Source organism: Synechococcus sp. BA-124 BA4 (assembly GCF_034931165.1).
In genome coordinates this window covers 1-14482 of record NZ_JAYGIA010000049.1, presented here as the reverse complement: position 1 = coordinate 14482, position 14482 = coordinate 1, and the positions used below count along the sequence as shown (strand labels likewise).

Below are 14482 nucleotides of genomic sequence, written 5' to 3'. Positions count from 1 at the left end.
CCACAAGTATTTCGTATAAAGGGACCCAATAGATTCCGGTCGACTCCATAGCTACGGTCGTGATGTTGACAGTGAGTAACCACTCGACCATTCGCTTCAGGTCGCTGGTAAAGCTCAGAAACTTACGCACTGGCTCGTCATCGAGCTCTGTGGGTATGGCAACAACATGGAATCGACTCCCAATATCAATTCCAGCAGATCTTGGGTTGACTACTTTGAGGCGCGCACGTCGGAGACGTGATGGAGAGGCATCTGGCATTGGCTTGCGGCTTCTGATGAAGAAGGGAGGCCTGGCAGGTTCCACGCAAAAAAGTGAACAATTTCCTAATCGGGATCAACACCAGTAGAGGATCTAGCAGTGTTGTCGCCAGGGCAGGGAGCGCTGTGGGAACCCAAACCACGTTTCCTTTCGGGGTCGAACCTCCAAAGATGTCATCGGTCATGGCCCGGCCTCCCCAAATTCAGTCTGACCATGGGCTTTGGATTTGGCCGTGGGTGTTTCGGACGCGAGGGCGTGCAGAGCTGTACTGGTACGTTTCCTGAAAGTCACCGAGCCAGTCAATATATATCCGAACTTCCCTTTCTGCATGGATCCAACTCCTAATAGCGCGCTAGACGCGACGACGAACGACCTTCAAGGCTGTGACCAGTCAGAAATCTTGAATTCAAATTCTGGTAGTGAGTTTGGAAGGCTGCTTACAGCAGCAACATCAGGTTCCAACATGCCACCCAAGACTTAGTCGGAGATAACCCATCAAATCTTGCAGTCAGCTCAGACCTAAATATTCAGTATAAACGGTAAATAGCGAGAGTATTCCGATGAAAACATCTGCATTGCAATGCATTGGAGAATGCTGAACGATCAGAGTGAAGTTACTAACTTCTGCGGCGGTTGTCCCGAACCCAGAGATCAGTTCTGGCAGATTCGTTGGATGAAAACCCATTCATGGAGCCAATGCGACTTGCGAGAGCAGAGTTCTGATAGATGCTACAACTACATTAGCCGAACCAACAGCCCGTGCGAAGACATCTTTCTTTGAACGACCCGCATAGAAATAGAGAAATCCGCGGAAGTGGTGGCTTTAGAAAGAAGAAATACGGATAGGGATTCCCAGACTATGAAAGAAACCAGAATGCCTGACAACGAAGTAGCCACGAGCTTGCTGCTGGCTATGGCAACAAGTGGTGAATCTCGCTCCCGGCAATCAAAAGGTTGGATACCTATGAGAACCTCACAGGTAGAGCGAGTAGAGAATACCACTAAAAGTAGTCGAAGAATGGTCTGCATCTACTTAACATGGAAGACGGTAGTAATAACAGTGGAAACCGTAAATAATGGCAGGAAAACTGCTAAAGAGGTACTCCGTCTGCACTCTAGTAAAGGGAAACGGTGCTAGCTTGCCGAAAAGCAATCTGATGCCTTCAGTAATTCGTCTAGTATCTCGAATACCTCAGACTTGCCGAGATAGCGATTGGCTCCAGCGCTTAGCGCATCGCGAACCATTTGATCGTCATAAAGAGCTGATACGATACAGAGGTATGCTGTGCAGCCCATTTGTCTAAGTCGACGGCAGCATTCTACGCCATCCATTTGGGGCATCATTAAATCAATTAGAACAAGCTTGGGGCTTGAATCGCTAACGACCCGCAAAAATTCGAAAGGTTCATCGTAGAAGTCCGCATCAACACCCAATTCACCAAGCGAAAGGCCAATCAACTTACGCACGCGCGGATCATCATCAACGACTGCAACTTTGTGAAACGTGGTAGTCATGTGAAGTGGGTGGGAGGGTGTAAAATTACTCTAACTGAATGAATGGTCTATGCAAGTCACCAATGCAGAATGCGGCGCATGCTGGCGTCCCCGCGAGTGGTGTAAATCCCCCGGCACCCCCACCCCGGCTTAGCCGGGGTGGGCCGCGCACCTCAGGCGGCTGGCCCAACAGCTGGCGTTGCAAGGGGTGGGCAGGCCCGTTTCCCTGGTTCGAGTACCACCTCAACCAGACGAACCATGCCCACTAGGCACTGTGCCGCACCTGAGCTGGCCTCGCTACTCGATGGCTGTAGCGCCGGCGAGTTGATCCCCGAGTTTGCCCGCCATGGGCTGCAGCAGCTGATCGAGCTGGAGGTTGCCGCGTTCCTCGGTGCTGACCGTCATGAGCGCACCGAGGAGCGCCTCGGCCACCGCAACGGCTACCGGCCTCGCACCCTCACCACCCAGGTGGGGGATCTCGCCCTGCAGATTCCCAAATTGCGGGCCGGCAGCTTTCTGCCCTCGATCCTTGAGCCCCGCCGCCGGGTCGATCAGGCCCTGTATGCGGTGATCATGGAGGCCTACATCGGTGGGGTGTCGACCCGCAAGGTTGATGCCCTGGTGGCTGCCCTGGGCTCCCAGAGCGGCATTTCCAAGTCGCAGGTGAGTCGCATCTGCCAGGACATCGATGCCCAGTTGCAGGCCTTCCTGAGCAGGCCTCTGGAGAGCAGCAGCTACGCCTACGTGTACCTGGATGCCACCTACCTCAAGGGCCGGCTGGGCAAGGCCCAACAGGTCTGCTCACGGGCCGTGGTGGTGGCCATGGGCGTCAACGCCGATGGTCGCCGGGAGTTACTGGGCATCAAGGTGGGCGACAGCGAGAGCGAGGTCTTCTGGGCGGAATTCGTGGCTCACCTCAAGGAGCGGGGCCTTGCTGGCGTCAGGCTGGTCATCTCAGATGCTCATGCGGGGCTGACCAAGGCCATTCGCCGCCAACTGCAGGGGAGCGTCTGGCAGCGGTGTCGTGTCCATTTCGCCCGCAACCTGCTGCAGTGCGTCCCCAAGGCTCACCAGGGCATGGTCACGGCCGCCCTGCGCAGCGTGTTCGCCCAGGAAACCACTGAGGAGATCGCGTCACGCTGGGACGATCTGGCCACTTCGCTGGCCGATCGCTTTCCCAAGGCCGCCACGCTGATGAACGAGGCGCGGGAGGACGTGCTGGCGTTCCGTCACTTCCCGCAGCCCCACTGGAAAAAGGTCTGGAGCACCAACCTGCTGGAGCGGGTCAACGAGGAGATCAAGCGCCGGACTCGCGTCGTCGGCATCTTCCCCAACGACGCCTCGATCACGCGCCTGGTGGGAGCGGTGCTGCTGGAGCAACACGAGCACTGGCAGCTGGAGGGCCGCCGCATGTTCTCCGCCGAGAGCATGGCCGACATCCCGGATCTGGACGACATACCCACTCTGCAAGCCCTCAGCGCCTGAGAGAGACAGAACTCAGGCCCCAGGTGATCGAGGCTGCAGCGCCCTACAAGGCGCAGCGGCCTTGATCGCCGCCCGGGGGCCGGGGCAACAACCTGTGGCTGGTGCCAGCTACTCCAGATCACAACACATCCGCGATCGGGCGAAAGACTTGACAAGTCAATCGCCTTGATTCAACGTGCAAAAGCGAGGTGCATCTGCGCCTCCGGAATGACAGCCCGTCATTCCATCCTGTTCACCCTCTGATCAGGGAATTCGGGCCTCGAGTTTTACACCACGCAAAGGGACGCGGCCGCGGCGCATTCGGCACAGTTCGCACCTCGTAACAAGAACAGAGTTAGGCCTTCATGTAGCGTTGGATGATGGTACATGGGCTGGCCAGTAATTCTGACTTCAGAAAATAGGCCGTAGCACCCAAATCCAGAGCTTGCTTACGAAACTGCTCCTCATCGATAGAGGTAAACATCAAAACAGGAGATTTAAGAATGCCGGTGCTCAGCCGCTGCAGACACTCCAGGCCGTTCATTTCAGGCATCATGAGGTCGAGCAGAACAAGTGATGGTTTAATTGCATGAATCGAATCAAGAAATTCCAGCGGTGAGGAGAATGAATAGACTATGTACCCACAATCCTCAATCTCTAAGGTAGCAATCTCGAGAACACGTAGGTCGTCATCAACTACTGCAACTGAGGGAAGGCTCATATCAATAAAGAAAGAACAGAGAGTCTAGAAAATTCAAATGTTAACGATTAGTTGGCAGACCTCGTCTGCCTGGGCAATTCGCCAAACATGCTTTGATAGCTTGCAGATAAACGACCCGAAGGTGAGAGGCCAACACTCTTGCACGCCGTTGCAACCTTTGCGCCACAAAGTAGCAATTCGCGCAAGCGAGTAAGGCGAAGCTCATGAAGCACCTGTAAAGGTGGACGATTCATTACGGATTTGAATGATATCTGCAATGTGCGAGCTGATACGCAGCAGGTATTGCAAAGGTCACGAAGAGTAATAGGTTCGGCAAGGCGTTCCTCCATATATGAAAGAGCGATTTGTACATAGCGAGAATGGGTTGAAGCGTTGATCAGGCTCGATGGTACTGATTTTTGCTCAGCTGCCAGAAGACTCGCTAAAAGAGAAAAAACAGATGCCTCCAGTGGCTCAACAACTAATGCAGATGCTTCTGGAATAATCATCTGCTTAGCACACGCGAGCAACAACGATTCATGACCAGGTAATGTATCTGCGAGCGACATCAGCGATGGTTCACCTACACCGTGAGTGATAGATTCAGAAACAATATCCTGAGCCGATAGCTTAAATAAGAATCCGGAAATAGAATTTGATTTTGGGGTTATCTTGAGAACTTCTCCAGGTAGAAGAATAAAAGATAACCGACCTGGAACAAATCGGAGATTTCGTTTGGCTGCAGACCCAGTACACTGGCCGAAGTCTGGTATGGCTACCACAAGTGAATCAGACGGATTTCGGACGAGCAGCCGCGATATGGAAGACAAACGAACCTGCAGAAGCGACACCTTCCCGCCAAAATACGCAGCAGACTCTGAAGATGGAGTGCCTGCATCAGCCGCTATGGAGGCATCCACATGTCGCTCAGCCGAGCCCAGGAAAGACTCCAGCAGCGTATCAAAGCGGACAGTCTCTGCCAAGGCCGAACAATGTGTATTGGAATGTTAGCATTGCAATATGCAATGTCAAGAGACAAGGCTATGCTTCGTCGGATTGTGAATTGGTCTAACGGCTCAATTTGCGTGGCACTCTGATTTCTGACTGGATGCAGGTCAATCTGGCAGGGCTGCCTAAAAGTGTGATCGGGTCGTCTCTGGTGCAGTCGCCACACCACCCAGCGCCAGCATCCCCTTGATGTCGTACGCCAGCTCCCGAAACCCTTGGCGGATTGATCGATAGCCACCGCGACGCAACAGGTTCATCACGACCGTTCGCAGGAACGAGAACACCGCGGCACCGGTGCGATGGGCGTAGCGGTGGGCGTCCTCACCGAGCTGCGTGTCGCGGGCCCAGTGCCATTCGTTTTCAATGCTCCAGCGCTGCCGAATCATTCGCAGCAACGCGTCTGGGTTGGTCCGCAGGCTGGTGATGAACCGGTGGCAGGCCACCGCTCGCGGACCCTTCCTCGTTCTGGTTGTGGTGATGAGCTCCACGATCCAGGCGCTGCCCGGCCAATTGGCTTTGATGTGCTCAGGTGCTTCCTTGGCCCTGAGCTCCCAGCGGGTGTGACGCCCGTGCCGTTTCTCGAAATCTGTTGCGGTGAAAGGGATTTTGCGCTTGCCCTCGAACTGGCGCCCGATCTGCCGGTAAAGGCTCCTCTGGTTCGATTTGACGGTCAGCAGGAGGTCGGCCCCCTGCTCCATGCACCAGCGAAAAACGCTTGCGTCGTGTGCAGAGCGTCGGCTTGGATCAGCACACCATCGAGATCCAGACTGCTCAGCAGCTCCTTGAGCGCTGCCTTCTCGCTGGATTCATGGGTGTCGTAGGTCTTCTGGGCCAGGGCCACGCCGAGGGGTCGGGCGTAGACCGTGACCTGAGCAACGTGGCGTGGTCCCCCTGAAATCGGTCCAGGGTGAATGAGAGTCCTCATCCGGCCAGACTGGGCCGGGGACTCCACCATGAAACGAACCCGCCACACACCCGAGCAGATCATCCGCAAGCTCAAAACGGCTGACCAGTTGCTTGCCCAGGGCCAGACAGTTGCGGACGCCTGCCGAGTTCTCGAGGTCTCCCAGCCCACCTACCACCGCTGGCGGCAGCTCTACGGCGGAATGAAGGCAGAAGAGGCCAAACGGCTCAGCCAGCTGGAGAAAGAGAACGCCCGGCTCAAAAGGCTTCTGGCGGAAGCAGAGCTCGACAAGGCGATGCTCAAGGATCTCGCTGAGGGAAACTTCTGAGCCCGGAGCGTCGCCGGCGGGCCGTCACAGTCCTGCAGGAGCGTTACCGGGCATCCCAGCGGAGGGTCTGCCGCTTGGTGGGCCAGCACCGCAGCAGCCAGCGGCATGTCGGCAAGGTCGTCGATCTTGAGGAGGCCAAGCTGAGGCATCGTCTCCGCGAAATCGCAGCTGAGCACATCCGCTGGGGCCGGCGCATGGCCCACCGCCTGTTGCGGCGGGAAGGCTGGACGGTGAACCACAAGCGGGTGCACCGGCTCTGGCGCGAGGAGGGCCTGCAGCGGCCCACCCCCCGCAAACAGAAGAGGGCACGCCCGGCTGAAGGCTCGGTGCGACGTCACCAGGCTGAGCACCCGCACCAGGTCTGGGCGATGGACTTCCAATTCGACGCCACGGCCGATGGCCGGCGGCTCAAGTTCCTCAACGTGATCGACGAGCACAGCCGTCTCTGCCTGGCCATCCGGGTGGGCAGGCGCTGCAAGGCCAAAGACGTCGTGGCGGTGCTGGAGGAGCTCACCAGCCTCTACCCAGCCCCAGCGTTCATCCGCAGCGACAACGGGCCCGAATTCATCGCCCACGCCCTCAAGCGCTGGAGCGAGAACAGCGGCACCACCACGGCCTACATCGAACCAGGATCACCGTGGCAGAACGGGTTTGCCGAGTCGTTCAACAGCCGGTTCAGGGATGAGTGTCCCGTGTCAATCAGGTTGATGTGCGCCTCAACCAGATTGTCGTCGAACAGATGAGTTCCTGAACACTGAGCTGTTCACATCCGTGAGCGAGGCCCAAACCTTGGCTGATCGCTGGCGCTGGGAGTACAACAACTTGAGGCCGCATTCGGCCCTCCAGGGGCGTACGCCCCTGGAGGCAGCTCAACCAGCTGCTGCATAACCACCCACTCTCATTGCGCCTGGACCAATGAAGGGGGTCACGTCAAACGAACCGGTGATTGCCGTCCTCCGTCTCGATGGCTGAGCCCCGTAGGGTCTTGCCGTCACACACCAACTGATCCAGACCCTCTGCCCCACCTGGGATCTGGCTGATCATCCAGGCCTGCAGCACCTCGCCGAATTCCTGCAAATGGGCTTTGTTGAACAGGTAGAGGAAGGTGGCATCGGAGGGCCAGCGCTTGAAATTCAGGCCCAAAGCCTGATTCAGCGCTTCCCGGTGTCGTTTGGCGAACGCCTCGAGATCACGGGAGCTCCTGCAGCCGCTCAGGATCCCCAGCACCGCCACCAACAGCAGAAACCACTGCGGGTAACGCACCCCGCGGCGGTAGCGGCCATCGGGAATGGCCTTGAGGAAGCTGATCAGATCATCCGGCGCGCCCAGATCGACTGCAGCGGAGACGGTTTCGGGCATCGGGAGCGGTGAGACCCGCTGACGAAACCCAATGGTGACAGGCCCGCCAAGGCCTACCAGGACAGACTTTTGGGCGGCCCTGGTCGGCCCCCTGCTTTGTGAGCTGCCGAAAAACGCCTGCTGCGTGTGCAGCGCATCTGCCTGGATCAGCACGCCCTCAAGATCCAGCTCCCCAAGCAGCTTCTGGAGGAGCGCCCGCTCATGGTTCGCACCGGTGGCGTAGCAAGCCTGAGCGATCGCCACACCCAAGGCCGCCGAATACAGCGTCACCTGAGCGATGAAAGCTGAACCCCTCCACTGGTGGCCACAATCGAGCCCCGCAGGGTCTTGCCATCACAGACCAGTTGATCCAAACCATCTGCCCCGCCTGGGATCTGGGCAATGGTCCAATCCCGGATGGCGGCGCAGACAGCAACGACATCCACCTGCAGGAAGAAGTAGCGGAAAGCGGAATCGGAGGGAGGACGCTTGAGCTCGATCCCAAGTGACTCCGTGAGCACAGCGTGATGACGCCGAGCAAAACGGTCCAGATCGCGGAGGCTCTCGCACTTGCTCAGGATCCCAAGCACCGCCACCAACAGGAGGTACCAGGCGGGGATGCGAACCCCGCGCCGCATCCGGGCGTCAGGGATAGCCTTGAGGTAGCTGATTAGATCGAGATCGGTTGCGGCAGAAAGGCTTTGGGGCACTGAGAGGTGGCAATCTCACCGACCTGAACCCATGCTCGCAGCCCCGGCAAGACAGCCTTTGGCACACTTTGAATCAGGCCTTAGGGCGGCAGCCGGAACCCGGATCAAAATTGGGCTCTGAATCAACCCATGGCGCTGATTCGGCAACCACTAAGCCAAGCAATTGTGCGAATTGCGCAGTGTTGGCATACCATTGCGCACTCTGCGCATCAGACATGGCTCGGTGGCTTGAGCCATCCTATGGATGGGTATCTGAAGGATTTACGTGAGTTCTCCTTTCCTCAGCTATCTTGAAGCCAACAAGAAGATATACCGTGAACATATCAACTCTCGGAGGGTATCAAGTGGCAGATTTCCTTATATCTCCGACGAGAAACATGATGGCGAGGGAGCGGCAAATCTAGATAATTCATCGTCTTCGACTGAGTCTATTCGATACAGTTCATGGTTCGCGCCCGATTCAGATCAATCTAATCATTTTCAGTCAGGCCAACCAGAAGTCCCTGCTATTACAGCTTTACAATATAGTACAGGCCCTTCGGATACCAGAGTCCCGCTGCGCGATTACACCCCTCCTATATCTTCAGGGGGAAACAGTCAATTGCCTATAATCGCCTCGGGTTATAATTGCCATCTTTCAGACCCAGACGACGACGAACCAAACAATACTGACACAGAAGAAAATAGTTTGCGAGGCCAACTTAAAAAGCTTCCCTCTGAAACCGATAAATACGAATTCGAAGATTATGCATCCGATAGTCAATGGATAGGCGGTGGTCACACCGCCCAAGAGTTAACTAAATTCTTTATCTACCAGTCCGACATTGCGAATGGGACGCTAATTCTCGACAAGCCTGGCCATTACATTATAATGGAAGATCTAAGTTTCAATCCAAATGCGGTTGGCACTCAGGTCTTTGGAGTTGATGCACAGAGGCTTGGTTTACAAGATGGCGATCTTCTTGACTCCTATCGATCTGGCGGTCCACTTCCAAGTCAATTCACAGTGGCTGGAGGTCCTTATGATCCCAAGTCATACGGCATAGGCTTCTTTGCAATGATTGCCATCAAAGGTGGCGCAAGTGGAAGCATTATCGATCTGAATGGATTTCAAATTGAACAGAGTGAGGAGCATGCACTGCAGCAGCGTTTCTTTTCTGTTATAGAACTTGCAGGCGCCCCCTTCATTACTGGCCAGGGACCGCACGATTTCGGTCTAAATGGAAACGATGCCGTGAGCAACCTTGTAATTAAGAACGGCACTATTGGTCGGAGCGCCCATCACGGAATCCATGGCAACGGGAATCAGAATATTCTCATTGAAGACGTTGATTTTATTGATTATGAAGTTGCAGCAGTTGCTCTCAATGGTGTTAATGGACTCACAGTTAAGGATGTAGAGGCGTCGAATAGGACCGATGTTCCCATCCTTGGTTCTTATAGTAACGCGCGTTTTATCCGCCCTTATGTTGATTATTTAGCACAGCTTGAGCGCACTAACCCCCTGGGATCTGAGGTCAGCAGTCTCAATGTAAACGGGGAGTCTCTATCAGCCAAAGACATTCAATTGGCTCTGCAGCAAAGCCTTAATGCAGTATTCGATGACATAATAACATCTGGAGACGGTCGAATCGATACCATCGATTCCAATTATTACCTGTATAATAATCCATTTGGCTTTGTCGATGGAAATTCCTATGGATTCCTAACCGGTCCTGTAGGAGTTCAGGTCAATGGCTTTCCCGACCCTCCCGAAGGTGGATTTGAAACCCCTTCAGCAAATGCAATCTTTGAAGACGTTAAGATTCTTGGTCAACATTCTTTTGTCACCGAAGTTCCTGTTCTTTCCAATAATGTGGGCGGAGGCATGAACCAGCCAGTAATTGACCCCATTGGCGCTGCATTCATGCTTCGAAATAACACCAATGGGGTTTACAGTACCCTCGAGTCGTCAACTCAGGGCTTACTGAGTTCGGATGCAGACAATCAAGAAGTTCTTGCAGCAAACTACAAGCCAAATGTGCTTGCCAATGCTCAGCTATTGGTTGCCAAGAATAAGGAGCTCTTTGCGAATAGTTTTCTTGATGTCAGCAGACTCTCGATCGGTAGCGATATTGTTGCATGGGCGGAATCTGATTCGGCACTTTATGAGTTGCGGTCTTCACTCGACCTTGAAGATGGGTGGATTTATAACGTTGACAACATGTTGCACGTCCAGAAAGGTACTATAGGTTTTAAAATGGACGGTATTACAGGTGCCATTATGAACGATACTTCTGTAGAAAACCTTGTTGCCGTTGGTGGACTAGGCTTTGATGGCAACTACACAAGGGGTTTTGTCAAGGATACCTTAACTGGTTACAATGGAGCCGACGCTTATGCTTACACTTTCTCGGCTTCTTCCGATGTTGTTGTCACAGATGCAACGGTAAATAATGTTCATTCAGAGTATGGTGAGTCATTTGCTTTTTCTAGTCCACTCGATAACAGCACTAACATATTAATTATTGACGCAGAGATTGACGGTCTAACTGCTTCTGGGCTTGGCCAGACAGGTCCCAATGCGGCTGGTATAGCATATGAATTCTTCAATGTTTGATAGTGCGTACGGTCTAATTTAGTTAACGGGCTGAGCCGAGTCTCCAAAAACCTATTCTGATTAACCTTATTATGGAGCTTTCTACTCAGTTGCTTGCTCTTTGGTAGCCTTCAGGCTATAAATGATGTAATTGCTTTAAATCTGTGGCCAAGTCCTCATACTCGATTCGCCGCCGCATGGGTTGGTCCCTGCTTGGCCTGATCACTCTGAGTTATGCACTCGTCTTGGCTGGTGCTGAGGTGGTTGTCCGTCGCGATCGCCTTCAACGCCACGAACGATTAGTGATGGCAACAGTTGAGTCCATAGCCAGTAGCATTTCCCACGAGAGAAGCGAGGGTCCTATTGACGACCAAGTTCTGCTAAGGGTTCTCAACGACTTTTCAGCGAAGCGAGTTCTCGTCTGGCTAAGTCGTCCGAATCAAGCACCTCTTTTCCCTGACACGGACTCGGCTCAAAACTTCTTTGACAAAAAGGGCTTACTTGCCGCTGCTGGTGTTAATGCCCCTGGCATGCAGAAACCGCGGACATTTGCCTATGACACTGAAATCTTCTATACCTGCTCCATGCCTTTACCAGATAATCAAGGCGTATTGCGATTCCTGGAAGATGTTGGCGTGAATCCTGCGAGCCGTCGTGAAAATATTCTGCTGCTTTTAGCAACGTGGTTGCTGCTTGTTTTTGCAGTATTTGCTATTATCCAATGGGTTATGTTTTACTCCCTACGACCTCTATCTCGTTTAGAAGAGGCCATGGATGGGGTAGCGCTTCGTCCTTCAGGAAAAGTAGCAGATCACCAACTTGACGTTTTTGGTCAGCCATCTGAATTGCAGCCAATCATCCAAGCTTACAATGATTTGTCGACTCGCTTGCAAGAAGCCTGGATACAACAGCAGTTATATATACGTTCAATCAGCCATGAGCTATCAACTCCTCTTGCTTTGATTCGCTCTTCTGCAAGGCTTCTGAATCGCCGTCTAAATGGGTTATCTGAACAGGATCGCGAACTTATTGTTTCGACTGAAAAGGAGGCAGTCAGTTCAGAGCGTTTGGTGCGGATGCTCACTGACCTAGCTCGCAGTGAATCGGGAAACCTGATGCTTTCCTGTTCTGTTGTACATCCGTATCAGTTAATCAAGGCACTTGTTGCTGAATCTCACTCTTTGCCCTGGGGCGATCGTCTCCGATTTGAAACCATCGACCAGAGCAGGGAGATCGAAAACTGTGAAGTTCGAGTTGATGAAGATCGTCTACGTCAATGCATACAGAATCTAATTGAGAATGCTGCAAAATATTCTCCTGAAGACCAGCCTATAACGCTTTCGCTTTTCCGCGAGTCTGGGTTTGTCGTGATCCATGTTGCTGATCACGGTCCTGGTATCCCCGCATTAGAGCGGGAAGCAATTTTTAAGCCCTTTTATCGTACGCCTCAGACTAGTGGCATAAAGGCTGGCTCTGGTGTCGGATTGGCATTGGTTGCGAAATTTGTCCAGGTAATGGGTGGTGAGATTAGCGTCCTTGACCAGGATTCTCCTGGAACGACAATGCAATTGAAATTTCCAGAGTCGAACAGCGACCACTAATCCGAGCATCTTGTAACGACTTCTGCCAGATGTGCTCGGCTTTCTATATCTGCTAATCTCCTTATGTGATAGTTCTACTGATAGTGCAAGGGAACCAGATGTGTCGTTCATATCATCAACTTGACCTTATTAGCAGTCATGGTGCCAGTTAAGACAGCGAGGTGATGTTACCACGGAGATTCTCGTCGATACAGACAGACCGATATTCGCCCTAAAGGTGAACAGATCTTGCTTCTGATCCATCAGAAGCTCGGGTTTCAGGTGAACACGCTTTCTGGCCTAGACTCAATCATTCGCAAGTCAAGTTGCTGACGATATTCTGGAGCCTTTCAATGGCCGACGACGCTGATGCGCGATAAGCCTACCAATGCTTGATGAGCTTATACACCTCGCTTCAGCTTCCAGAAATTAGCCTGAATCTAATACGTGGAGACGGAAGATAAAATGCCAGAGTAGCCTGCGTCATCAGAGAAAGAACCAAGGCCAGTTCCAAGAATCTGTTTAGGTTATCAAGTATTATAGCTATAACTGGAAGATTAGAATACCATTGGCTTTGATTTTGTCGGTGGCGTCTTCTGGGACCAGCTTAAGGACATTAGTGCACGGACAACCGCAAGCCTCTTGCGCTTCAATTGGAACCGCGACTTAAGTATGCATTTCTTCAGGCTGCTACTTAGCTAATGCAAGATGGTTCTAGATTTTACTGCGACTGTCATGTCACGCACCCGACTGGCAAATTTCATAAACCAAATGACCGGCCCAACTCTGGATTGCGCTCGACTTCCGATCAGTGTACAAACCCGGCAGGTTCTAGTCAGGGTGCGATGATGAATACAGGTACAGCTAGCAAGCTCGATCGATGTTCCACGTAACGATGAATGCTGGCTGGGATCCGAACTGACGGATACTATAGCTTCAAGGCGGCTTCCGCTACACAGATATCCTTTTTCCTATGTCTAGAAACTGACATGAATGTTCGGATCACAGATTAGCCCACGCCACGGAGATCCATTGCGGGCTACAGCATCGACGCTCTCATCAATACATCTCTTCTTCTTTGTACCACTGGCGTGTGGCACCTCGCGCCGGTTTTGAATCAGTAGCACTTTGAGTGGCCACAGAGGATTGGAATATGCATGATGCGTGTGCTCATCGTTCACGCTTTACGGTGAACCATATGAAGGCCAACCCTATTTCTTTTTATCTTTGTTGACAGGTTGGCTGACCTCGAACTGTGTAGAAAGCCATACCATCGCTGCTGGAGATTGCCTGTTCTGCTAGGATTCGAAAAAAGATTGGCCATGTACCACGGTCTGAACAATTTGCGGAAGAGCCCTGTCTTCCTTGGTGGTTCGCTACCCTCTGTTCAGGTTGGTCCCCGGCATGAAGGCTTGCCCCGTTATTTCTCCCTCTTTACCCCGGGGCTACGTTGCGCTTGGCACTCAATTATCGGAGCATCTCTTGTTGCTATTACGGTAAATTCTCAGCCTGGACGTAGCGCACCCAGCCATCCACAGCCGGAATCCGAAGATCTTAATGTAATCGTCAGCTTCAACCCGTCAAGTTATGATGTAGTCATTCAACTTGACAACGGAGTATCATTTGGCGACGTCAAGCTGTTAATGCCGTCGGCCAAACTTGTTTCATCCGGCGCTCGCAAATATGCGCTCCTCAAGAGTTTTGGGAATGCGGTTAGTGCTCGCAATTACGGCCTTTCACTCGTTGACAAGGTCCCTTGGCCTTTAGATCTCTTGATCCAAGCTGCTCCTGCAAGAATCCCCTCCAACCCCGGTGACTGCCAGGAAAGATGACGCCCCTGCCGCTGATCAGGCGGCCATGACCAAGGTAGCTGGATCCATGGAGTTTTCCGGTGGCGGTGGATTGATCCAGACCACCTCCGGCTGACGCCAGCAGCGGGTGCTGCGGCTCCAGCGGCGGGGGTGTCGCTGGCGGGCCTGCTCATAGACACGGGCACGGTGCCGGCAGATACCACCGGCCTGACCGCTGTGGCGCTGATCCGGCGTCACGAACCGGATGGCGCTGTGGCGGTGCCGATGGTTGTACCAGTCCACGAATTCCGCCACCCAGCTGCAGGCTT

General features: G+C 53.3%; 10 protein-coding genes and 2 pseudogenes. 4 read left to right on the top strand and 8 right to left on the bottom strand.

Going from position 1 to position 14482, the window contains the following annotated elements:
• Positions 1–1393: 1393 nt before the first annotated feature.
• The gene (locus VB734_RS06005) at positions 1394–1774 is read right to left on the bottom strand and encodes a response regulator (RefSeq protein WP_323243128.1); all 381 of its coding nucleotides are present in this window, start codon (positions 1772–1774) and stop codon (positions 1394–1396) included.
• Between the two features lie 237 nt (positions 1775–2011).
• Between VB734_RS06005 and VB734_RS06000 the strand changes: the two genes are divergently transcribed.
• Positions 2012–3238, top strand: a complete 1227-nt coding sequence (locus tag VB734_RS06000; protein WP_416238041.1) for an IS256 family transposase — start codon at positions 2012–2014, stop codon at positions 3236–3238.
• A gap of 334 nt (positions 3239–3572) precedes the next feature.
• Here VB734_RS06000 and VB734_RS05995 read toward each other — a convergent pair whose 3' ends face one another.
• From VB734_RS05995 to VB734_RS05980, 4 genes are all read right to left on the bottom strand, one after another.
• Positions 3573–3938, bottom strand: a complete 366-nt coding sequence (locus VB734_RS05995; protein ID WP_323243126.1) for a response regulator — start codon at positions 3936–3938, stop codon at positions 3573–3575.
• Between the two features lie 47 nt (positions 3939–3985).
• Positions 3986–4900 carry a helix-turn-helix domain-containing protein gene (locus tag VB734_RS05990; protein ID WP_323243125.1) on the bottom strand — a complete coding sequence of 305 codons (915 nt, stop codon included), beginning with the start codon at positions 4898–4900 and terminating at the stop codon, positions 3986–3988.
• Positions 4901–5050: 150 nt separating this feature from the next.
• The gene (locus VB734_RS05985; protein ID WP_323243124.1) at positions 5051–5623 is read right to left on the bottom strand and encodes an ISAs1 family transposase; all 573 of its coding nucleotides are present in this window, start codon (positions 5621–5623) and stop codon (positions 5051–5053) included.
• A complete protein-coding gene (locus tag VB734_RS05980; protein WP_323243123.1) occupies positions 5596–5766 on the bottom strand; it encodes a hypothetical protein in 171 nt (56 codons plus the stop codon). Before VB734_RS05980 ends, VB734_RS05985 begins: the two co-directional genes overlap by 28 nt.
• Positions 5767–5878: 112 nt before the next feature.
• Between VB734_RS05980 and VB734_RS05975 the strand changes: the two are divergent.
• Positions 5879–7045 (top strand): annotated as a pseudogene (locus VB734_RS05975) (IS3 family transposase).
• Positions 7046–7087: 42 nt separating this feature from the next.
• Here VB734_RS05975 and VB734_RS05970 read toward each other — a convergent pair.
• Entirely contained in the window at positions 7088–7516 is a 429-nt protein-coding gene (locus VB734_RS05970; RefSeq protein ID WP_323243122.1) for a transposase family protein, read from the bottom strand.
• Positions 7517–7782: 266 nt separating this feature from the next.
• Positions 7783–8205, bottom strand: coding sequence for a transposase family protein (locus VB734_RS05965; protein ID WP_323243121.1), 423 nt, complete (start codon positions 8203–8205; stop codon positions 7783–7785).
• A gap of 265 nt (positions 8206–8470) precedes the next feature.
• Between VB734_RS05965 and VB734_RS05960 the strand changes: the two genes are divergently transcribed.
• On the top strand, positions 8471–10804 hold the full coding sequence (locus VB734_RS05960; protein WP_323243120.1) for a hypothetical protein: 2334 nt from the start codon (positions 8471–8473) through the stop codon (positions 10802–10804).
• Between the two features lie 143 nt (positions 10805–10947).
• The gene (locus VB734_RS05955) at positions 10948–12384 is read left to right on the top strand and encodes a HAMP domain-containing sensor histidine kinase (RefSeq protein WP_323243119.1); all 1437 of its coding nucleotides are present in this window, start codon (positions 10948–10950) and stop codon (positions 12382–12384) included.
• Positions 12385–14210: 1826 nt separating this feature from the next.
• Here VB734_RS05955 and VB734_RS05950 read toward each other — a convergent pair.
• Positions 14211–14482: pseudogene (locus VB734_RS05950) on the bottom strand (IS3 family transposase); the annotation flags it as partial.